The organism is Teichococcus oryzae (assembly GCF_008386565.1).
GTDB lineage: Bacteria > Pseudomonadota > Alphaproteobacteria > Acetobacterales > Acetobacteraceae > Pseudoroseomonas > Pseudoroseomonas oryzae.
The window spans coordinates 1-20,225 of the sequence record NZ_VUKA01000019.1 but is presented as its reverse complement, the minus strand read 5'-3'; the positions used below and the strand labels follow the sequence as shown (position 1 = coordinate 20,225).

18 protein-coding genes are annotated in these 20,225 nt (G+C 67.7%); 10 read left to right on the top strand and 8 right to left on the bottom strand.

Annotated features, from left to right (window positions below; translation table 11 throughout):
- Positions 1-42 precede the first annotated feature (42 nt).
- Positions 43-381 (bottom strand): hypothetical protein, encoded by a 339-nt coding sequence (locus F0Q34_RS19105; RefSeq protein ID WP_149813885.1) that lies wholly within the window; start codon positions 379-381, stop codon positions 43-45.
- A gap of 947 nt (positions 382-1,328) precedes the next feature.
- On the opposite strand from F0Q34_RS19105, the gene F0Q34_RS19100 reads away from it, so the two are divergent.
- Positions 1,329-2,480 carry a glycosyltransferase gene (locus F0Q34_RS19100; protein ID WP_149813883.1) on the top strand — a complete coding sequence of 384 codons (1,152 nt, stop codon included), beginning with the start codon at positions 1,329-1,331 and terminating at the stop codon, positions 2,478-2,480.
- On the opposite strand, the gene F0Q34_RS19095 is transcribed toward F0Q34_RS19100, so the two are convergent.
- The 4 genes from F0Q34_RS19095 to F0Q34_RS19080 all read right to left on the bottom strand — a co-directional run bounded on the left by F0Q34_RS19095 (position 2,422) and on the right by F0Q34_RS19080 (position 5,630).
- Positions 2,422-3,006, bottom strand: a complete 585-nt coding sequence (locus F0Q34_RS19095; protein WP_149813882.1) for a class I SAM-dependent DNA methyltransferase — start codon at positions 3,004-3,006, stop codon at positions 2,422-2,424. The genes F0Q34_RS19100 and F0Q34_RS19095 overlap by 59 nt on opposite strands.
- Complete coding sequence (locus tag F0Q34_RS19090; protein WP_206668094.1) at positions 3,003-3,716, bottom strand: PIG-L deacetylase family protein; 714 nt, start codon at positions 3,714-3,716, stop codon at positions 3,003-3,005. Before F0Q34_RS19090 ends, F0Q34_RS19095 begins: the two co-directional genes overlap by 4 nt.
- 20 nt (positions 3,717-3,736) lie before the next feature.
- Positions 3,737-4,810, bottom strand: a complete 1,074-nt coding sequence (locus tag F0Q34_RS19085) for an acyl-CoA dehydrogenase family protein (RefSeq protein ID WP_241665585.1) — start codon at positions 4,808-4,810, stop codon at positions 3,737-3,739.
- 391 nt (positions 4,811-5,201) lie between these two features.
- Positions 5,202-5,630 carry a transposase gene (locus F0Q34_RS19080; protein ID WP_161600945.1) on the bottom strand — a complete coding sequence of 143 codons (429 nt, stop codon included), beginning with the start codon at positions 5,628-5,630 and terminating at the stop codon, positions 5,202-5,204.
- 55 nt (positions 5,631-5,685) lie between these two features.
- Between F0Q34_RS19080 and F0Q34_RS19075 the strand changes: the two genes are divergently transcribed.
- From F0Q34_RS19075 to F0Q34_RS19050, 6 genes are read left to right on the top strand one after another with little or no spacing between them, the layout of a single operon-like run.
- A complete protein-coding gene (locus tag F0Q34_RS19075; RefSeq protein WP_149813876.1) occupies positions 5,686-6,489 on the top strand; it encodes a GntR family transcriptional regulator in 804 nt (267 codons plus the stop codon).
- Positions 6,490-6,534: 45 nt separating this feature from the next.
- Positions 6,535-7,500 carry a Bug family tripartite tricarboxylate transporter substrate binding protein gene (locus tag F0Q34_RS19070; protein ID WP_149813874.1) on the top strand — a complete coding sequence of 322 codons (966 nt, stop codon included), beginning with the start codon at positions 6,535-6,537 and terminating at the stop codon, positions 7,498-7,500.
- 10 nt (positions 7,501-7,510) lie between these two features.
- A complete protein-coding gene (locus F0Q34_RS19065) occupies positions 7,511-9,127 on the top strand; it encodes a hydantoinase B/oxoprolinase family protein (protein ID WP_149813872.1) in 1,617 nt (538 codons plus the stop codon).
- Positions 9,124-11,229: a hydantoinase/oxoprolinase family protein gene (locus tag F0Q34_RS19060; RefSeq protein ID WP_149813871.1), complete on the top strand. Its 2,106-nt coding sequence runs from the start codon at positions 9,124-9,126 to the stop codon at positions 11,227-11,229. Before F0Q34_RS19065 ends, F0Q34_RS19060 begins: the two co-directional genes overlap by 4 nt.
- Complete coding sequence (locus F0Q34_RS19055; protein WP_149813869.1) at positions 11,229-12,404, top strand: CaiB/BaiF CoA transferase family protein; 1,176 nt, start codon at positions 11,229-11,231, stop codon at positions 12,402-12,404. The genes F0Q34_RS19060 and F0Q34_RS19055 overlap by 1 nt, the downstream gene beginning before the upstream one ends.
- A complete protein-coding gene (locus tag F0Q34_RS19050) occupies positions 12,401-13,189 on the top strand; it encodes an enoyl-CoA hydratase-related protein (protein ID WP_149813868.1) in 789 nt (262 codons plus the stop codon). The genes F0Q34_RS19055 and F0Q34_RS19050 overlap by 4 nt, the downstream gene beginning before the upstream one ends.
- Positions 13,190-13,234: 45 nt before the next feature.
- Here F0Q34_RS19050 and F0Q34_RS19045 read toward each other — a convergent pair whose 3' ends face one another.
- Complete coding sequence (locus F0Q34_RS19045; protein ID WP_161600944.1) at positions 13,235-14,683, bottom strand: MFS transporter; 1,449 nt, start codon at positions 14,681-14,683, stop codon at positions 13,235-13,237.
- Between the two features lie 269 nt (positions 14,684-14,952).
- Between F0Q34_RS19045 and F0Q34_RS19040 the strand changes: the two genes are divergently transcribed.
- The 3 genes from F0Q34_RS19040 (at position 14,953) to F0Q34_RS19030 (ending at position 18,653) form a co-directional block, all read left to right on the top strand.
- Positions 14,953-15,936 (top strand): Bug family tripartite tricarboxylate transporter substrate binding protein, encoded by a 984-nt coding sequence (locus tag F0Q34_RS19040; RefSeq protein ID WP_149813864.1) that lies wholly within the window; start codon positions 14,953-14,955, stop codon positions 15,934-15,936.
- Between the two features lie 5 nt (positions 15,937-15,941).
- Positions 15,942-17,102, top strand: a complete 1,161-nt coding sequence (locus F0Q34_RS19035; RefSeq protein ID WP_161600943.1) for a mandelate racemase/muconate lactonizing enzyme family protein — start codon at positions 15,942-15,944, stop codon at positions 17,100-17,102.
- A gap of 549 nt (positions 17,103-17,651) precedes the next feature.
- Positions 17,652-18,653, top strand: coding sequence for a transglycosylase SLT domain-containing protein (locus tag F0Q34_RS19030; protein ID WP_149813861.1), 1,002 nt, complete (start codon positions 17,652-17,654; stop codon positions 18,651-18,653).
- A gap of 234 nt (positions 18,654-18,887) precedes the next feature.
- Here F0Q34_RS19030 and F0Q34_RS19025 read toward each other — a convergent pair whose 3' ends face one another.
- Positions 18,888-19,862: a Bug family tripartite tricarboxylate transporter substrate binding protein gene (locus F0Q34_RS19025; protein WP_149813860.1), complete on the bottom strand. Its 975-nt coding sequence runs from the start codon at positions 19,860-19,862 to the stop codon at positions 18,888-18,890.
- A gap of 32 nt (positions 19,863-19,894) precedes the next feature.
- A partial coding sequence (locus F0Q34_RS19020; RefSeq protein WP_277755305.1) for a PrpF domain-containing protein occupies positions 19,895-20,225 on the bottom strand: 331 nt, incomplete at its 5' end.

Here is a 20,225-nt window from a genome sequence, read left to right as displayed (position 1 = left end):
TGCGATCATTCGCCGCTGTGGCGTTGCGGCTTGATCAGAGGTCTAGCTGTTGAGCCCAGCCGCCTTTCTGCTCGCCCGCCAGGCTGCGATGATCGCGCATGCTGCCAGGTCCATATCCGCCTCGGTGGTGGGCCAGGAGGTCACCGACAGGCGCATCACCCAACGTCCTCGCCATCTTGCACCGCCGGCGAAGCATATGCCTTCCTGCTGCACCCGTGCGATGACCTTCCCCGTCAACGCATCGCCGCTTTCCGCCTCCTCTGCCGCGCCGAAGCGGATGATCGCCTGACTCAGTTCGATCTCGTTTAGCACCGTCACCCCGGGCTCCGCAGCCGGCGTCGCCGCGAAGCGCCGGGCCAGCGTGCAGTGCCGCTCCACCATTCCGGCAATGCCCCTCCGCGTCACGGATGATGGCATAGCCGCAATCATAGGGCGTCTGCAGCCATCAATGGCCATCCGTTGCCCGGGAATCGGCGAGTTCGACCCCTCGCGCCAGAGGCGCCCGACCGGGAGCGGCGCGTGCCCAGAGCCCCAAGACGCCGTCCACATGCAGCCAAGCGCGGGGATAGCGTGCCACAGCGGCTGAGATGCCGCAAAAGGGATCGGAGGCACCGGTGTCGGTCTGCTCTGCCTACGCTACGACGATCGAGGACCCATCGCCCTCGGCCAGCGTGAAAGCCAGCGCGTCGGGCCGCATTCGCCGGGCGCTGTCGGCCGCAATGCGTATCAGCCGGCGATAACCGAAGCCGAGGACCTGCAAAGATGGCCTTGTGGTTGGCGGAAGGCCTCTGGGCCCTGTCCGGCAGGCCCTGTTGAAAAGCCAAGCTGGCGCGGGCCGCCGTTCAGCACCTTGGCGGTTTTGTCCTCCCCTGCCCCGGCTCGGCTTGTCATCGATAAGGCCTCCTTCTGGCCCAGTTCACCTGACGGTGCCGCCAATATTCTCGGCAACGGCAACGGTGACACCCTGGCTCACTGACGCTGGGCAAGCACCAGGTTCGGCTGGCAGAGATCGACATGCCGGAAAACCGCCAACCCTGGGAAGACCAAGCGCAACAGGCGTCCCCTGGCCCGCTGCCCCCATGATCTACGGAACCAACCGCGGCTGACATCGAAGCAGGAAGCTCCTGCAATCCGGCAAGGACGCTGGAATGTTCCGGAGACCGGGCGAGCCCGCACGGAAGCGCAGATCAAGCCAATAGCCCTTTTCGACAGCTACCTTGTGTGGCGAGGGCATCGGCAGACGCTCGTGGCATGACTTTCCAGTGCGGTCCGCTCGTCGCTAAGTTAAGCATGCAACGAAGCATGAGCTTCGGCGTTGGTGCAGCGGCATGATGGTTTCCCTCCCGTCGCTCTCGTCCTCCGCACCAGCTGCAACGAGCCCGGCCGTGGTGGCCATCCCGGCCCGCAACGAGGCCGCCCGCATCACCGCCTGCCTTGATGCGCTGGCGGCGCAGCCGGATGCTTCCTCGCTGACGGTGCTGCTGCTCCTGAATGGCTGCGCCGATGAAACGGAAGCGCTGGCGCGAGCCTGCGCCGCCCGCGCCACCTTCCGGCTGGTGCTGCGACATGAGAAGCTGCCCTCCGGCCTGGCCCATGCGGGGGAAGCACGCTGGCGCGCCCTTGATGCCGCAGCCGACCTGCTCGAGCGGGAGGCACAGCCGGAGGGCCTGCTGCTCACCACCGATGCCGACAGCCAGGTGGCGCCGGATTGGCTGGCCACAACCCGCGCCGAACTCGACAAAGGAGCCGATGCCGTAGCCGGCCGCGTCGAATACGATCCAGACGAGGTCGCAGCGTTGCCAAGCCATCTGCGGCATCGCATGGGTCTGGAAGCTGCCTATGCCGCCTTGCTCGCCGAGATGGAGGCGCGCCTGGACCCCGTTCAGCACGATGCCTGGCCCAGGCACCGCATGGCTTCGGGGGCCAGCTTGGCGATCCGGCTGCCAGCCTACCGAAGGGCCGGCGGCCTGCCACGGGTCCGCGTCGGCGAGGATCGCGCCATGATCGCGGCGCTGCGGGCCATCGATGCCCGCGTCCGCCACGCGCCGGGCGTAAGGGTGTTGACCTCCTGCCGCACCGATGGACGTGCTATCGGCGGCGCCGCCGACACTTTGCGCCGCTGGCTGCGCGAGCCGGCTTCGCTCTGCGACCCCGCGCTGGAACCGGCCCCGCGCGCAGCAATGCGCTGGCGGGCGCGCGCCGAGCTTCGCCGCCTGCACGCGGCGGCGGAGGCCGGAGGAGCTGCGCTTTGGGCCACCCGCTTTCTGTTGCCGCCGGCGTTCTTCCGGGACCTGCCGAATTCCTGCTTCGGCGCGCTGTGGCAGATGGCCGAGGCCGCGAGCCCGCTGCTGCATCCGGTGCCGCTGCATCCTGCCGGCCTTGCCGCCGAAATCGACAAGGCGCGGCAGATCCTGGCCGGGCTCAGCGCAGCCGCAGCAGATCCAGGCGGTATCTGTCCGTACGGTCCTGAACCAGCGTGACCAGCGCCGGTCCGGCCGCCGCCATGAAGCTTTCTACCGCTGCGTCGCCGGACAGGGGGTAATCGCTGGTGCCGGTCCAGTGCACCAGCAGCACCTCCCCCTCCGGACGCAGGGAACGCAATGCCAGGGCTGCGGTCCGGACCAGATCCTCCTGGTCAAGGTAATACAGCACTTCGGAGAACAGGATCAGGTCGAACCGGCCACGTGGCCATTGGCGCGGGATCTCCCGCTGCTGCAGGTCCACCTGCTCCTGGCCGGCACAGTGGCGCCGCGCCTCGGCGATGGCGCGGCTGGCGCCATCCAGCGCCAGGAGCCGACCGCAACGCGGAGCCAGCATCCGCGTCAGTACGCCGATGGAGCAGCCGATCTCCAGCACGCTGCCGTAATGCGGCCGTGGCAGGGCATCCAGCGTCGCCCGGTACTTGGCGGCTTCGTATTCGCTGGTGCGGAAATTCCAGGGGTCTGGATCCGTGGCGTAAAGGGCGTCGAAATAGCTGGCCGGAAGGGAATGCGTGGCACGGTTCACGGAGATGGTTCCAGAAAGATCTCGAACGGGCGGTCGAAGCGCGCGAGCATGGCGTCGTTCAGCATGAAGCCTTCCGGATCGTCATCGATCAGCCGCGTCGTCTGCGACCGGTGCGCCCGGATCGCCTGGCGCTTGGCTGGCAGTTGCGCGGCGATATCCAGCCGCGCCCCGCGCGGCGCGTCGGGGATGGGCGTGTCCGGCGGCAAGGTGTGTCCCCAGACAGGATAGGCCAGATGAAGCAGGCCCGGCTTCCGCCGGGTCGCGGCGACGGCCATGGCGTGGGTGGCCTGATGGTCGCAATGGGGATCGTGCTGCCAGGTTGCGAGCAGCGTGCCGGCACCCGCGGCCTGCACAACATTGAGGATGGTGGATATGGCGGCGTCGAAGGCGGCGCCGGAAGTGGGCACGGCGGCATCCTCCAGCCTCAGGAAATGCGCCGCGCCGGATGCCAGACCCAGGGACGACAAGGCGGCGAGCGCCTCCTCCTCCCGCAGGCGCCGTAGCAGTTCGGGCGGATAGAGGCGGGAGTTGCGATGGGAGGCGCCGCCATCGCTGACAAAGATGACGGCAACGGCCCGTCCGGTCGCCGCAGCGGCGATCAGGCCGCCGCAGCCCAGGCTTTCGTCATCCGGATGTGGCGCCAGCACCACCACGCCGCCGGGTGCCAGGATGGACTCCAGCGGCCGGAGGGGCAGGAGCTCGGCCGCCAAGAAGAAGCTCCGGGCTGTTGTCACCAGGGCCCGCCTTCCTGCTCCAAGACAAAGGCGCCGCCCATCTGCAACGCCAGGTCGGGTGCGGGCTGGCGCAGATAGGTTGCCAGATCGCGCGCCACGCGCTCCATCGGATGGGGCCGCATAAAGCCCATCAGGCCGACCGATCTCTGGGCATGGGTCAGGATTTCCAGCGCCGCCCGCTCCACCACGCCGCGTGCCAGGTTGACATAGGCAACCTTGGCCTCGGGCGGCAGGGCATCCTGCGCCATGTGCCGCGCCGCTCGCTCCACCCACAGCGTTGCGGTTTCCAGTGCTGCCGCTGATTCACCGGCCCGGACGCGCTGATGCGGATCGCTGTCGCGGCCGAGTTCGCGCAGGTGCCGGCACATCAAGGAAAGCAACTCCGCGGCGCCGCCCGTCTGCACGGCGAGGAAGCGCCAGGCGCCACCGGAGAAGACCGGCTGGCGCTGATAGTCTCCGGCCTCGCCGATCAACGCGGAGGACGGAACTCGCATTCCCTCGAAATCCACCGCGCCTGTGGCCGAGGCGCGCATGCCTTGCGCGGTCCAGCCCGAAAGATCGGCGCGCTCGCCACGCGACAGCGGCAGAAGCAGCATCAGCGGCCCGTCTGGCGTCGCAGCCGTGACCAAGGCCCGGCCCACCCAGCCAGCGCCTGAGGCCAGGATCTTGCGGCCGCGCAGCACCCCGCCTTCCATGCACAGGGGCCGCTGCCGGTCATCCGTGTTCCATACGCCGAACAATCGGCCTGCCAGGGCATCCGCCGCCGCCCGCCGTTGCTGCTCCGGCCCGCCATATGCCAGCACCAATCCCAGCGCGTTGACATGGCCCTCATAGATCCGACCCAATGGCAGGCTACCCGCACCGATCTGCATCAGGACCTGCGCCAGCAGCGCAGCACTGCCGGCATCCTGGCCCAACCCGCCTCCTCCTAGCTTCGGCGGCAAGGGCGCGGCCAGAAGGCCCTCCTCAGCGAGGGCCGTGATCTCGTCCTCCGGGAAAGCGCCGTCCCGATCAAGCTTCTGCGCCCGCAGTCGAGCGAACGATGCGACACGCTGGGCGGAAGCAAGCATCTCGGGATGGCGAAAGAAAGGTCGTTCAAGCATCTACGATGGCCGGTCTGCTAAGCTCCCGTAATTCTTCAGTGTGGATGCGGTTGCAATGCCAAGCACTGGGCAGGGATCGGCGTTTGCTTCTGAGGGAGGCCGTGAGGCGACGGAACGGACATTCAACCTGGTTTCAGCGCCGGTGGCCTTGCCGGTCGGGTGAATACGATCCGGTGCGGATCGCGCTGGAAGGAATGCGTGCGGTCCGACCGCCGCCCGAGGCGCAGCCAGTAAGTTGTGCCGGTTCTCTAGCTTGGGCTGAGGCAACACAACGGCAGCTACACCAGTCCTTCACATGCGGCAGAACATGCGCTCGATGACGTTGCGGCAACGCTGAGGTCGGCGACGTTGCCTGGTGTCAGGATGAAGGCAACCGGTCGGCCTTGAGCGTTGGCCAGAGCGTGGATCTTGCTGGTCCGTCCGCCACGTGAGCGGCCGATCGCCTGCGCCGTGCCGCCCCCTTTTTAGCGCCTGCCGCAGATCGGCGGGCTTTGACATGAGTGCTGCCGATGGAGATCTCGCCGGGGATGTTCCCGGCCGCGGCCCGCCGCGCGAAGAGCCGGTTCCAGACACCCTGCGCGTTCCAGCGGTTGGAGCGATTGTAGAGGGTCGTGGGCGGGCCATGCTCGGGCGGGCAGTCGCTCCAGCGGCAACCGGAGCGGAGCACATGCAGAATGCCGCTGATGACCCGGCGATCGCCTATGCAAGGCGCGCCGGGACGAGTCTTTGGCAGATGCGGCTCGATCACCGCCCAGGCCTCCTGGCTCAGCCATTCCGATCCGCGCATGCGACCTTCTCTCCGGAAACAGCGGAGCGAGTCAGAAGAGGACATCTAGATCAATATGCTGATTAGGGTGTCAGACGAGGCACCCTCGCCCCGATCAACCTGCCTCTCCTCCAACCCCCTTGCAGTATCCATGTATACATGCATTCATGATGCCATGAAGTGGACAGCTCTCCCAAACCATCAGCTGCAACAATCCCCGGCCGGCATGACAGCCGCTGAGGGCGTGTTCCGCCAGATCTTGGGCGCGATCATCAGCGGCGACCTGCCCGCCGGAGCGATCGAGACGGAGGAGCGACTTGCCGCCCGGTATCAGGTCAGCCGCACCCCCTTGCGGGATGCGGTGCGGCGGCTGGAAGGGTTGAGGCTTTTCAAGCGCGAGCCGCGTGGCCTGCGGGTGCCACCGCTCACAATGGAAGAGATGCACGAGCTTTCGGCAACGCGCGAGGTGCTGGAGGGTCTTTTGGCGGCCTCAGCGGCGGATAATGTCAGCCGCGGCCAAGCCCGGCCAGACAGGCTCCGCGACATTCATGCCCGCCACATGCGCATCCTGCCCCTTGGCGATGCCGAGCTGATGCTTTCCATCGGGCATGACTTTCATGAGGAGCTGCGGCGCCTCAGCGGCAATAAGTCCGCCGCCACCTGCCATGAGCAGATCCTGCTCGGCTTCGAACGCTATCGCTACCTCGCACGCGGTGTGCCGGAACGGCATGAACGCATCGCCGAGGAACATGAGGAAATTCTCTCCGCCATCGAGGCGGGGAGAGCGCAGGCCGCGGAAACTGCCATGCGGCGGCATATCGCCGCAGGGCGAAGTCTTTATGTCGAGGTGCTGTCTACCGCCTTGATCATGAAGAACTAGGGAACATCGCCAGAACACGCGGCTGAGCCAGAACAAGGACAAGCCATGCTGCGCAGAACGTTTTTGGCCGCCACGGCGGCCACCCTCTCGACTCCGGCCTTCGCACAGGCGCCTGCCTTTCCGAACAAGCCTGTGCGCATCGTCGTTCCACTCGCGCCCGGAGGCGCTGCGGACGTGCTGGCCCGACTGGTTGCGGACGGGTTGGGCACGTTGTGGCGCCAGCCCGTGGTGGTGGAGAACCGCCCCGGCGCCGGCGGCAATATCGGCGCGGAGGCTGTCGCCCGCTCGGCGGGGGATGGCTATACGCTGCTGCTCGGCACGTTGGGAATCCATGGCGCCAGCGCAATCTACCCGCGTCTTACCTACGATCCGGCGAAGGAGCTGGCGCCCGTCACGGTGCTGGGCGATCTGCCAAACGTCATCGTCGTCAGGCCGGGGCTGGAGGCGCGGAATCTGCAGGACTTGGTCGCGTTGGCACGGCAGCGGCCAGGCCAGCTCACCTTCGGCTCAGCCGGCGCCGGCAGCTCCACGCATCTGGCGGGCGAGCTTTTCATGCTGACCGCCGGCATCCAGATGTCGCACGTTCCCTATCGCGGCAGCGCGCCGGCGCTGAACGATCTGGTGGCCGGCAATATCGACGCGATGTTCGAGAACCTGCCGACCATCCCACCTCTCGTGGCAGCCGGCTCGCTCCGCCCCCTCGCCGTAACCTCCGCGACCCGCTCCCCCGCGCTGCCGGATGTGCCGACGGTCGAGGAGGCCGGGGTGCCAGGCTATGTCGCGACCGCTTGGCTAGCCCTGTCCGCCCCGGCGACGGTGCCAGAGCCCCTGCTGGAACAACTGAACGCCGATACCCGGACCGTGCTCGCCAGCCCTGTCACGCGGGCAAGATTGGACAAGCTCGGCATCACCGCGGTTGGCGGCAGCGTCGCCGCGTCACGGAGCTTCTTTGCGTCTGAAACGGAGAAGTGGAACCGCGTCATCCAGGCCGCGAAGATCCGCCTCGATTGAAAGCCCGATCATGAAGACCTTCGATTCCGTCACGCTTGAACTGCTCTGGACGCGGCTTGTCTCGATCGTGGACGAGGCCGGCGCGGCGCTGCTGCGGACGTCCTTCTCCACCATCGTCCGGGAGTCGCATGATTTCGCCTGCGTGCTGACCGATGCGCGCGGCCATTCCCTGGTTCAGGCGACCGATGGCGTGCCATCCTTCCTGTGCACCGTGCCGCGCACCATCGGGCATTTCCTGGCCGAGTTCCCGCCGGAGGAACTGGACGAGGGCGACATCCTCATCACCAACGATATCTGGATGGGCACCGGGCATTTGCCCGACATCACCGTTGCCAAGCCCATCTTCCTGAACGGCAGGCTGGTTGCTTTCGCCGGATCCGTCGCGCACGCGCCGGATATTGGCGGCCGCATCCGCACGGCGGAGTCGCGGGAGGTCTATGAGGAAGGCCTGCAGATCCCGATCATGAAGGTGATGCGCGCCGGCCGGATGGACGACACCTTTCTCCGCTTCTTTCGAAAGAACACCCGCGTTCCCGACCAGACGCTGGGCGACCTTTATGCCCAGTTCACCGCGCTGGACCTGATGGAGCGACGCCTGTGCACGCTTCTCGGCGAGCATGGGCTGGATAGCCTGGAGGCGCTGGCTGACGAGATCCATGCGCGCTCGGAGCGTGCGACCCGCGCCGCCATCCGCGCCGTGCCCGATGGCACCTACCACGCCGAGGTCGTGACGGACGGATTGGAGCAGCCCATCCGCCTGAAGCTCGCCCTGCACAAGAAGGATGACGGCATCCATGCCGATTATGCGGGCACCGATCCACAGGTGCCGCGCGGCATCAATGTTTGCCTGGCCTACACCCTGGCTTACACCGCCTTTGCCGTGAAGGCGGCGCTCTGCCCGGAGGTGCCGAACAATGAAGGCGCGTTCCGCCCCATCACCATCTCCGCGCCGCTGGGCTGCATCCTCAACTCGACACCGCCCGCCGCCGGCGCCAACCGCGCGCTCACCGGCCACTTCATTCCGCCGATGATCCTGCAGGCGCTGTCCGCCGCTATCCCGGAACGAGTGATCGCCGGCGTCGGCTCTCCGCTCTGGAGCCTCAACTTCGCCGGCACGCGGCCGGACGGCTCACCGATCGCGAACCAGTTCTTCATGAATGGCGGTTATGGTGCCGGTGCCGAGCATGACGGCGCCAACGTCCTTTCCTGGCCCTCCAACGTTTCGGCCGCCCCGGTTGAGATGATCGAGCAGGGCAATCCGTTCCGCATCCGCCACCGGCGGCTGCGTCAGGATACCGGCGGAACGGGCCGGCATCGGGGCGGCACCGGCCAGGAATGGGCTTTCGAAAGTCGTTCCGAAACGCCGGTCGCCGTGACCTTCATGGCCGAGCGCACCAAGCCCGAGGCGGCGGCGCCCGGCCTTGCCGGCGGAGGGGCGGGAACGCCCGGCGCCGTGCTGATCGATGGGGTCCCCGTGGATCCGAAGCGCCAGCACATCCTCAATCCTGGCAGCACCGTCGAATTGCGCACCCCGGGTGGCGGTGGCTTTGGCGCACCCGACCAACGTGATCCCCTCCTCGCGCGGCAGGACCGCGAGAACGGATTGGTGACGGAGACTTCCGCATGAGCGCCCTTGCCATCGATATTGGCGGCACCTTCACCGACATTGTTCTTTATGACGAGACAACCGGCCGCTTTGCCGCCCATAAGGAACTGACCACCCCCGCCGATCCGGCCAGCGGCGTGGTGGCCGGCATCCAGCATCTTTTCGCGCGCGAGGGCACGGATGTTTCCGGCGTCACCCGCGTCGTGCATGCGACAACGCTGTTCACCAATGCGCTGATCGAGCGACGCGGCGCCGCCACGGGCCTCATCACCACCGCCGGTTTCCGCGATACGCTGGAGATCGGGCACGAGCGCAAATACGAACTCTACGACCTTCACCTTCCCCTGCCACAGCCTTTGGTCCGCCGCGCGCTGCGGTTGGAAGCGAGCGAGCGCCTGGCGCCGGATGGCACGGTGGAAATCCCGCTGGATGCCGCCTCCGTCCTCGCCGCCGCTGATGCGCTGGTGGCGCAGGGTGTCGAATCGGTCGCCCTCTGCTTCCTGCACGCCTATGCCAATCCCGCGCATGAGCAGGAGGCGGCACGGCTCATCGCGGAGCGCCATCCAGGACTGATCCTGTCCCTTTCCAGCGAGGTCGCGCCGCAGATCCGCGAGTTCGACCGGAGTTCCACCACTGTTGCCAACGCCTACGTCAAGCCGCTGGCGGAGAAGTATCTGAACCGCCTGTCGGGCGACCTCGCCAGGCTCGGCATTTCGGCACCTCTCTTCATGATGCTGTCGAATGGTGGCCTCACGCATGTGGACGAGGCGAAGCGCGTGCCGGTGCAGCTGCTCGAAAGCGGCCCCGCCGCGGGCGCGCTGTCCGCCACCTTCTTCGGCGGCCGCTCGGATTGCCGCGACCTGCTGGCCTTCGATCTCGGCGGCACCACGGCCAAGCTTGCCTTGGTCAATGATGGCGAGCCGCTCGTCGTGCACCGCTTCGAGGCAGGGCGGGAGCGCCGCTTCACCGCCGGCAGCGGCTTGCCGCTCAGCATCTCCACCATTGAGCTGATTGAGATCGGCGCTGGCGGCGGCTCCATCGCCGCGCATGACGCACTGGGCCTGCTCAAGGTCGGGCCGCGCAGCGCGAGCTCTGTTCCGGGGCCGGCCTGCTATGCGCGCGGCGGCACGGAACCCACGGTCACCGACGGCAATCTGCTGCTCGGCTACCTCGATGCCGAAACCTTTGCCGGCGGCACGATGAGGTTGAGCACCGAAGCGGCGGAGCGAGCCGTGGGCCGGTTGGCGGAGGAGGCGGGGCTCAGTCTGCCGGCAGTGGCCGGCGGCATCCACGCCGTGGTCAACGAGACCATGGCCGCCGCCGCCCGCGTGCATGTGGCGGAGCAGGGCCACGATCCACGCGATTTCGCGCTGCTGGTCACCGGGGGCGGCGGGCCGCTGCATGGCTGCGACCTCGCGCGCCGCCTCGGCATCTCGCGCGTCATCTGCCCACCGGGCGCGGGCGTCGCCTCCGCCCTCGGCCTGCTGCTGGCGCCTGCCCGGGTCGACCGCGTGGCCACGGTGGCCCGCCGGCTGGAAGGGCTGGACTGGACCTGGCTGGAGGGCGCCTACGCCAGGCTGGAACAGGAGGCGCGGGCCGTTATCGCCGCTACGCTCGGCGATGCCGCGGACATCACCATCCGCCGCGCGGCCGATCTGCGCTTTGTCGGCCAGGGCTACGAACTGATCACGGAGATGCCGGCCGGGCCCTATGGCGAAGGCACCGGCGGGGCGATCCGCGAAGCCTTTCTTGCCGGCTATGAGAGGGTCTTCTCCCGCCGCCCGGCGGTGGGCGCGGTCGAGATCATCAACATCCGCGTTGCCGCGACCGGCGGCGCGGCCGGAAACAGGCTCGATCCTGCCGTGCCCAGGACAGCCAGCGGCGATCCGCGCACCGGCACCCGGCGCGTCCGCTTCGGCGCGTCGGAACACATGGCTCCGGTGCTGGACCGCCGCCGCCTTGCGGCGGGCACGCAGATCGCCGGCCCCGCCATCATCGAGGAGGCGATGTCCACCCTGCTGATCCCGCCAGCGGCCCACGCCACGGTGGAGGCCAGCGGCAACATCGATATTCTCCTGGGCCAACCGGCCGCCCGCGCCGCCGAACAGCACGAGCACGCCTGATGTCCCTTCCTCTTTCCCATATCAAGGTGCTGGACCTCACCCGGGTCCGCTCCGGCCCCACCTGCGTGCGCCAGCTTGCCGATTGGGGTGCGGACTGCATCAAGATCGAGGCGCCGGAGGATGTCGACACCGGCAAGGGCATGGGCGGCGCGCGCAACGGGCCGGACTTCCAGCATGTCCACCGGAACAAGCGCGGCATCACGCTGAACCTGAAGCATCCGAAGGGGCTGGAAGCCTTCTGGCGCCTCGTCCTTCAGGCCGATGTGGTGGTGGAGAATTACCGACCGGATGTGAAGGACCGGCTGGGCATCGGCTACGATGCCCTGGCCGCGATCAATCCGCGCATCATCCTCGGCTCCATTTCCGGCTTCGGCCAGGACGGGCCATACGCCGAGCGCCCGGGCTTCGATCAGATCGCGCAGGGCATGGGCGGGCTCATGTCCGTTACCGGCCTGCCTGGCCAGGGGCCGGTGCGTGTCGGCATCCCGGTGGCCGACCTCACCGCGGGCCTGTTCTGCGCGATCGGCATTCTCACCGCGCTGGTTGAGCGGGAAAGGACCGGGCGCGGTCGCTGGGTGCACACCTCGCTGCTGGAGGCCATGGTGGCCATGATGGATTTCCAGGCCACGCGCTGGACCATGAAGGGCGAGGTGCCGCAGCAGACCGGCAACGATCATCCCACCACCGTGCCCACCGGCCTGTTCCACACATCGGACGGGCTGGTGAACCTTGCCGCCGGCGGCGACGAGATGTGGCGACGGATCGTGGAAACGCTGGACATCGTCGAGGAGGCAGGCGCGCCGGAGCTGGCCACGGAAGCCGCCCGCTCGGCCAACCGCGCCAAGGTCAATGCCGTATTGCAGGCGAAGCTGCTGACGGATAGCACCGTGAACTGGATTGAGCGTTTGAACAAGGCTGGGGTTCCCACCGGGCCGGTCTATGCGATGGATCAGGTCTTCGCCGACCGGCAGGTGCAGCATCTCGGCCTGTCCTTTCCTGTGCGGCATCCACGGCTTGGCGACATCAACCTCGTGCGTACGCCGATTCAGATGCCGGGCGTCGCCAACCCAAGGAACCCCACACCGGATCGTGGCGAGCACAACGATATCGTTCTGGCTGAATTTGGCTTCTCCGAGGCGGAGATCGCCGCACTGCGCAAGGAGAGAGCGGTATGACCGCGCTGCTCCGTTTTGAGATCGCCGAAGGGGTGGCGCGCCTCACCTTCGACAATCCGCGCCGGCTCAATGCTGTTAATGCCGAAATGTGGCAGGCGCTGCCAGGCCTGCTGGCGCGCGTGGCGGAGGACCCGGCGATCCGCGTCCTGGTGCTGGCCGGGGCAGGAGAGCGCGCCTTCTGCGCGGGCAACGACATCAGCGAGTTCGACACCGTCCGCGCCGACCCCGAGGCGGCCGCGCGCTACAACGCTTGGCAGCGGGCCGTCGCGGCCAGGCTGCAGACGCTGGAGAAGCCTGTGGTCGCGGCGGTGCATGGCTATTGCCTGGGCGCCGGCCTCGAATTCGCGCTGATGTCGGATTTCCGCCTTTGCACGGCGGATGCGCGCATCGGCATACCCGCGGTGCGCCTTGGCCTCCCCTACCGGCTGGAAGACATCGAGAAGGTGGTGGATGTGGTGGGCCTGGCACGCGCGCGGGAAATGGTGCTGCTTGGCCGGCAGTATGGCGGCGAGGAACTCCTGACGCTCGGTATCGCCATGCGAATCCTGCCTGACCGCGAAGCCCTTGGTGCGGCGGTGGCTGATCTGGCGCGGGAGCTGGCGGCGAATGCGCCCCTCAGCCTGAAAGCCGCAAAGATAGCCTTCCGCGAACTGGCCCGCCGCGACGGCCCGCCGGATCTTGTCCGGGTCAAGATGGAGGAAGATGCCTGCTACGCCAGCGCCGACTATGCCGAGGGGCGGCATGCCAAGCTGGAGAAGCGCGCCCCGATCTTCACCGGTCGCTGAACGGCCAGAACAGGACAGGGCGGCAGGATGACCGAGAATGCTGCTCTAGATCCGCCGCAGCGGCAGGGTCCAGGCGAGCAAGGCATTCATGACGGCAAAGGCTGCCACAACCATAAAGGCAAAGCTGAAGCCGGTGTTGATGCGGGCCGCGGTTGTGGCGCGCATCGCATCCGGCATAGTGGCCAAGGCAGCAGGACCGTGCCGAACCATGTCGGCGAAGACCGCCGCGGTCGTGCTTTCCTGGCTCAGGATCGCGAACAAGGCGCCGACCGCAACCGTGACGCCTGCCGCGGAGCCAACAGAACGCGACAGCTGGACCGAGGCTGCCGCTGCCCCCAGCATAGCGGGCGGCGCCAGCGCCTGAGCTGTGACCTGCGCCACCGGCATGGCCGAGCCTTGGAACACTGCGACAAGGGCCAGCATCGCCGGCAATCCCCAGGGGCCCAGCGTCGCTCCGACCTGATGGTGCCCGAAGGCGACCAACAACAAGCCCAGTGCCGCCGCCGTCTGCCCGACCGCGGGGAAGATCGCCAGACGTCCGGTGCGGGTCACGAGCCAGCCAGTCACCAGCGAGCCCATTCCAACCGTTGCCGTCAGAGGGAGCATCAGCAAGCCAATTTGGGCCGCTGAAGCGCCGTCCACCGCCTGCAGGTGGATCGGCAACAAGGTCACCTCGCTGACCAGCAGGGCACCGGAGCAAGCGGCCATGGCATTGGCGCGCCACATGGCCGGACGCCGCAGCATCTCCAGCGGGAACAAGGGCTGTGCCGCCCGCCGTTCGAACCGGAGCAGGAGCACGAGGCAGAACAGCGATATGCCAAGGCTGGCGACAGTACCCACAAGCGTGGCAGCGTCGATGCGCTGCACCTGTTCCAGCACCAGCAACAGCGGCACAACGAAGCCAGCGAACAGCAGCAGGCCTGGCCAGTCGAAGCTGCCCCGCTTGCCCTTGGCGGCATGGACCGGCAGGCGCAGCGCCAGAAGCATGGCCAATGCACCCAGGGGCAGGTTGATGAGGAACACCGAGGGCCAGCCAAAGAACTGCGTCAGCACCCCGCCTGCCACAGGGCCGAAGGTCGAGGAAACCACGATCACCGCGGCCAGGATGCCCTGTGCACGGCCGAGCTGGCGCCGCGGCACGTTCTCCCCGAGCAGCGCCTGGGACAACACCATCAGCCCTCCGCCGCCGAAGCCTTGCAGGACCCGCGCCGCCGTCAGCGACAGGATGTCCTGTGCTGAGGCGCAGAGCACCGAGGCCGCGATGAACAGCACCAGAGCCACCAGGAGCAGGCGCCGCCGCCCGAAAGCGTCGCCGAGCCGTCCATACACTGGAGCGGCGACGGTGCTGGCGACCAGGTAGGATGCCACCACCCAGGACAGCCGCTCCACTTCGCCGAAGGCTCCGGCCATGGCGGGGAGCGCTGCCGCCACGATGGTGCCGTCCACCACGGCCAGAAAAATGGGCAGCAGGATCGGCGGGAAGATCCGCCACAAGGAAGGCCATGCCGGCTCCCTGACGGAGCCTGGCGTATCGGGAGCAGTGTCGGGCGTCATCAGTGCAAGTTGGCCCAGACCCAGACTTCTGGCCAGAAGTCCGGCGTGACCGTTTGTCCGTATCCGCTGCCTCGCATCGCTGCTTCAGGACAGCCAAACCGCTTCCGGTTGGCTTTTCACGCCGATGGAGGAAAGGCATGCGCCCTGGGGTGCTTGAGGCCAGCACCGTTCCGGCGGCACACTGGCCGCAAACAACCTGAGGGATGTCCATGCCCGGTCGCCGCGAATGGCTGCGCGCCTGCCTCGCCTGCTCCGCCGCCGCTCTTGCCCCGCGCGCTGCCCGGACCGCCGAGAACTGGCCCACCCGCCCGGTGCGGCTGATCCTCCCCGACGCCCCGGGCAGCGGCAACGACACCGTGGCGCGGCTGATCGCCCCATTCCTGGAAGCGCGCCTCGGCCAACCCTTCGTCGTGGAGAACCGCGGCGGCGCGGGCGGCCGCATCGGCGTGGAGGCGGCTCACAATGCGGCGCCGGACGGCTACAGCTTCCTGCTCGGCAATGCCGGGTCCAACGGCATCAACGCGGCCATCTACCGTGACCTGCCCTATGACCTCGCCACGGCCTTCGAGCCTGTCTCCCTGCTGGTGCAGGGCCCCAACGTGCTGGTGGTCAACAACCGCCTCCTGCCGGTGCGCGACCTGCCCGCGCTGATCGCGACGGTGCGGGCGCGGCCCGGGGCGCTGAACTACGCCTCGGGCGGCGTTGGCTCCTCCGCCCACATGTCGATGGAGCTGTTCAAGTCCGCCGCCAAGCTCGACATCGTCCACGTGCCTTATCGCGGTACGCCAGCCATGGCCCAGGCGGTGATCGCGGGCGACACGGCGCTGATGTTCGCCAACCTCGTCAACGTCATGCCCTATATCCAGCGCGGCGAGCTGACGCCCCTCGCCGTCACCTCCGCCGCCCGCACGCCGGAACTGCCGGAGGTGCCACCCGTGGCGGAGACGCTGGCGGGCTTCGAGACCCTGGCCTGGAACGGCCTCCTGGCGCCGCGCGGCACGCCGGAGCCGGCGCGGCGGCGGCTCCTGGCCGCCCTTGAGGCTCTCCGTGATTCGCCGGAAATGCGGGACCGGGTGCGGCTCCTGGGCGGCGAACTCATCGTCTCCACACCAGGCGAGTTCGGGAAGCGGATCGCGGACGACATCCGCAAATGGAAGACGCTCGTGGCGCAGACCGGTATCCAGGCGGAGTGACAGGCATGCGCATCACCACCCTCGACTTCCTCGGCGTCCAGGTGACGCCCAAGACCAACTGGTGCTTCCTGCTGGTCCGTACCGATGCCGGCCTCACAGGCCTGGGCGAGTGCACCCTCGCCAACCAGGAGGCGGCGCTGGAAACGGAAGCGCGGCGCCTCGCCGCCAGCGTGGTCGGGCAGGACCCGCTGGGCCGCAACCGCCTCTGTCAGGTGCTGCCGCACGCTCCGGGCGGACTCGTGGCACAGACCGTGCAGAGTGCCTTTGAGGCTGCGCTGTGGGACATCGCGGGGCAGCAGGCGGGCGCGCCCCTCCACCGCCTCCTTGGCGGCGCGCTGCGGGAGCGGCTTGCGCTCTACGCCAACATCAACCGCGGCGCGCAGCCTCGCACGCCGGAGGGCTTTGCGGCCGCGGCACGGCGCGCGGTGGCCGAGGGCTTCTCGGCCGTGAAGCTCGCCCCCTTTGAGCCGATGGTCTGGCAGGACGCGGGCGGCGACGCCGCCGCCCAGCGCGCCGCCTATGCCGAGGGGCTGGACCGCATCGCCGCCGTGCGGGAGGCCGTGGGCCCTGCGGTGGAGGTGATGGTGGACGCGCATTGGCGGTTCTCGGCGGGCGGCGCGGCGGCCCTGGTGCGTGACCTGGCGCCACTCGGCCTTTACTGGCTGGAGTGCCCCGTCTCCGAGGGCAACCTGCCCGAGATCCGGCGCCTGCGCGGCATGGCGAATGACCGCGGCATGCGCCTCGCCGGGGCGGAGACGCTTTGCGGCCTCGCCGCCTACCGGCCGGTGATCGAGGCGGGCTGCTATGACGTGCTGATGCCCGATATCAAGCATGCTGGTGGGCATGAGGAGATCCGGCGCATCGCCGCCCTTGCCCTGACCGCCGGCGTGGAGGTCGCGCCTCACAACCCGACGGGGCCGGTCTGCCACGCGCACTCCCTGCACCTTTGCGCCACCCTCGCCAACTTCCTGCGGCTGGAGGTCCAGTTCGGCGAGACAGAGCGGTTCTTCACCCTGGTTTCGGGTGGTGAGGGTCTCGCCTTCCAAGGTGGCGCGGCCACCCTCCCCACCCTACCCGGCCTCGGCATCGCCTTGCGGGAAAAGGAGGCACGGCACACGCCCTGGCAGGCCTTGGAACGACCTTGGCTGGACCCGCGCCTGGGCTGAAGGCGCGGCATCGCTCCCACTGAGACGGTGCGGCCTTCAGGAAGCGCTGGCGACCATCCAAGGTCACGCGGCGCTTGAAGCGGCTGCTTTCGCCTTCCAGGCACAGAAAGAGGGTACTCCTCGGCCGACCTGCATCACCAACTCCCGATCTCATGCCGCCGCGCGCTCGTCGGCTGCGGCCAATTCATCCCTTCATTCGGAAAGCATGGGCTCCAGAACTGGCGGCAGGAACCCTGTATCCAGTTGGCGGCATAAGGTGGCGCAGGCACCAGCCTGTGGCCAGATGCGCTTCCTCAGAAGCGCGACAGCGCCCTTGTGTTGATCAAGCGCAGCTCAAGCAAAGAAGTTGTGCATGACGATTTTTGCTCACCTCAGGCGGGACTCATGAAGAACGCCTCGATGCTCTGAGTTGAAAATCGCTAGACCATTGCACAGACCAGGATCACAGCAACAACGTTCCCGTTACCCGTCACAACCGTTTCCAGCCTCATGAGTTGAGCGCCGATTGCCATCCACCCACGCCGTCCCTCGCCCCCCAAGGAGATCGACGTGACCAACAATACCTGTGCTGCCGCGCTTCCTGGCGCAACATCGGCCTCATTATACGCCGTGTTGCCATCCTTGAAGACCTGCCTGTTTCCCATAGCCTTCGCAGCCTCGATGCTGCTCCTGCTCGCAGGCGCTTCCCAGGCTGAGGCAGCCCAGGCGCGCTCAGGAGCCGCGATACAGAAGACCAAAGCGTCAGCGCCCCGCATGACCGCCCGAAAACCTGTGTTGCAACGCAAGGAAGGCACAGCGCGGACTGCGGTACGCCGATCGAACAGCCGGCGCCCGCCCACGGCTCCTCGGAAGGCACAAGAGCCCCGTGTTCCATCTCAGAGGCACATCGCGGAACAGAAACGGGATGTGGTGGAAATAGCGCTCCAGCGCGCGGAGCGGGCGACGGGGCTCAGTGCCGATGTTCTGCGCCGGATCGCCGAGCGGGAGAGCCGCCTCGATCCGCGGGCTGAAAACCCTTCCTCCTCGGCACGAGGCCTGATGCAGTTCACCCGCGACACATGGCTTGAGGTGGTCCGTGACTTCGGTCCTCATCACGGCCTTGGCCGCTACGCCGCAGCCTTGACGACAGACCGTGACGGCAACATCGGCGCACGCAACTGGCGCGAACTTCAGGGCATCCTCCGCCTCAGGGACAATCCTCATCTTTCGGTAGTGTTGGCCGCGGAGCGGCTCAAGAAGGCGCGGCCTGGCCTGGAAAAATCCATGGGGCGCGCAGCCCGGCCGGCCGACCTTTATCTTGTGCATCTGCTGGGACCGACTGGCGCCAGGCGCTTTCTGGCCGCATTGCACGAAACTCCCGGCAGATCGAGCGTGGCTGTGGTCGGCGAGGCAGCCAAGCCGAACCCAGGCGTTTTCGAACGGCGCGGTCGAGCCTTGCCTGTGAAAACCGTCTATGAGGAAGTGGCCGAGATGTTCGAGCCCCGGCTTGCACAATCAGGCAACTCGACACACAAACCCGTTCCGTCGGTCATGATTGCCGATGCTGAATAATAACAGCGTAGTTTTCAGAACGGCGGGACATCACGGATCGACGCAGAAGCATTGTGGAGCCTTCGCAATGCTGCGACAGTGGCCTCCTCGACCTGACTGATCGCGCTGCGATGGAAGTCAGGCCGGTGCCTGGATTGTTTTCTTCAGCGTTCTTGCGCATACGCGGCGCCAGCACGGTTCCTCCAGCACGGTTCCTGAGGCGCTGGCGGGGGCGGCGGTCCCCCTTCCAGCTCCTCAGTCCACGGTGATTCCAGTGTCACTGATCAGCTTCGACCAACGCTGACGCTCAGCAGCCATGAACTTGCCGAACGCCTCGCCCCCCAGGCGGGACGGCACGGCACCTTCCTCCTGCAACCGTTTCTCCACATCCGGCGTGGTCAGGCTGTCGGCAACGGCGCCTTCCAGCTTCGTGCGGAGGGCGGCCGGCGTATTCTTGGGCGCGAGAAGGCCGTACCAGGCGGAAGCCCGATATCCTGGCAGCGCGGCCTCGGCCACGGTCGGCACGTCCGGCAGCGCCGCGATGCGAGCCTCGCCGGTCACCGCAAGCGGCCGCACCAGTTCTCCCTGGATCAGCCCGGCAATGGAGGGCAGCGTCGTCACCATGAAGGGGATGTGCCCGGCCACCACGTCGTTCAGCGCCGGACCGGCGCCCCGGAAGGGCAGATGCTGCGCTTCTACCTTCGCCATCTGGAACAGCAACGCCGCCGCCAGATGGCTGGCCGAGCCATTGGAGGCCGAGGCGTAGTTCATCTGCCCGTCCATCTTGCGGGCCTCTGCCAGCAGCTCCGGGAGGGTGCGTGCCTTGGTGCTGGAGCCAACGACCGCCACGAGCGGTGCGTCGGCCACCAGAGCCACCGGGTCCAATGCCCGCAAGGGATCCACCCGCATGTTGGGGAAGAGCGACTGGTTGACCGTCATCGGCCCCTGGTTGCCCATCAGCAGCGTGTAGCCATCAGGCTTGGCCGCGGCCACGGCCTCGGTGGCCAGGTTGCCGCCGGCACCAGGCTTGTTCTCGACCACGACGGGCTGGCCCAGTATGCCCTGCAGCCGCGCTGCCAGCACGCGCGCAACATTGTCGGTGCCGCCGCCCGGCGCATAGGCCAGCAGCATGCGGATGGGGCGCTGTGGCCAGTTCTCCTCCGCGCGCAGGATCGCGGGCTTGGCGAAGGGTGCCGCGGCCATCAGGCCCAACAGGTGGCGACGGTTCATGGGGGACGTTTCCTCGTGTTCAAGTCGTGGTTCTATTCAGCGGCCATTGACAGGGCGGCGGCCGTGCGCGGCACCCACAGATGGCCCTCGAAGATGCGCCGCGCCGTGCGCAGCACGCTGGCCCATCGGACCATGTCGCCTTCCATGGACAATCCAATGGAGAGCGTCCCGGCAGGATGGGCGATCCGCACCTCCGCCCCTTCTCCCGCGGCCAGCGGCGCCGCGACGGTGCCGGGCAGCCGCGCGGCGACGGCCAGGGTGATGCCGCCCGTCACCGCCATGGCGCGGTGCACCGTATGCGGCGTCAGGTAGCGGGCGGTGATGGTGGCGCCATCCGTGCCAGGGCCTACCAGCGCTGGCTTG

Bases quoted from the DNA above. Each gene is read 5' to 3' on its own strand.
- F0Q34_RS19105 (WP_149813885.1), bottom strand. From the start codon at position 381: ATGGTGGAGCGGCACTGCACGCTGGCCCGGCGCTTCGCGGCGACGCCG.
- F0Q34_RS19100 (WP_149813883.1), top strand. From the start codon at position 1,329: ATGATGGTTTCCCTCCCGTCGCTCTCGTCCTCCGCACCAGCTGCAACG.
- F0Q34_RS19085 (WP_241665585.1), bottom strand. From the start codon at position 4,810: ATGCTTGCTTCCGCCCAGCGTGTCGCATCGTTCGCTCGACTGCGGGCG.
- F0Q34_RS19080 (WP_161600945.1), bottom strand. From the start codon at position 5,630: ATGCGCGGATCGGAATGGCTGAGCCAGGAGGCCTGGGCGGTGATCGAG.
- F0Q34_RS19075 (WP_149813876.1), top strand. From the start codon at position 5,686: ATGCTGATTAGGGTGTCAGACGAGGCACCCTCGCCCCGATCAACCTGC.
- F0Q34_RS19070 (WP_149813874.1), top strand. From the start codon at position 6,535: ATGCTGCGCAGAACGTTTTTGGCCGCCACGGCGGCCACCCTCTCGACT.
- F0Q34_RS19065 (WP_149813872.1), top strand. From the start codon at position 7,511: ATGAAGACCTTCGATTCCGTCACGCTTGAACTGCTCTGGACGCGGCTT.
- F0Q34_RS19060 (WP_149813871.1), top strand. From the start codon at position 9,124: ATGAGCGCCCTTGCCATCGATATTGGCGGCACCTTCACCGACATTGTT.
- F0Q34_RS19055 (WP_149813869.1), top strand. From the start codon at position 11,229: ATGTCCCTTCCTCTTTCCCATATCAAGGTGCTGGACCTCACCCGGGTC.
- F0Q34_RS19050 (WP_149813868.1), top strand. From the start codon at position 12,401: ATGACCGCGCTGCTCCGTTTTGAGATCGCCGAAGGGGTGGCGCGCCTC.
- F0Q34_RS19040 (WP_149813864.1), top strand. From the start codon at position 14,953: ATGCCCGGTCGCCGCGAATGGCTGCGCGCCTGCCTCGCCTGCTCCGCC.
- F0Q34_RS19035 (WP_161600943.1), top strand. From the start codon at position 15,942: ATGCGCATCACCACCCTCGACTTCCTCGGCGTCCAGGTGACGCCCAAG.
- F0Q34_RS19025 (WP_149813860.1), bottom strand. From the start codon at position 19,862: ATGAACCGTCGCCACCTGTTGGGCCTGATGGCCGCGGCACCCTTCGCC.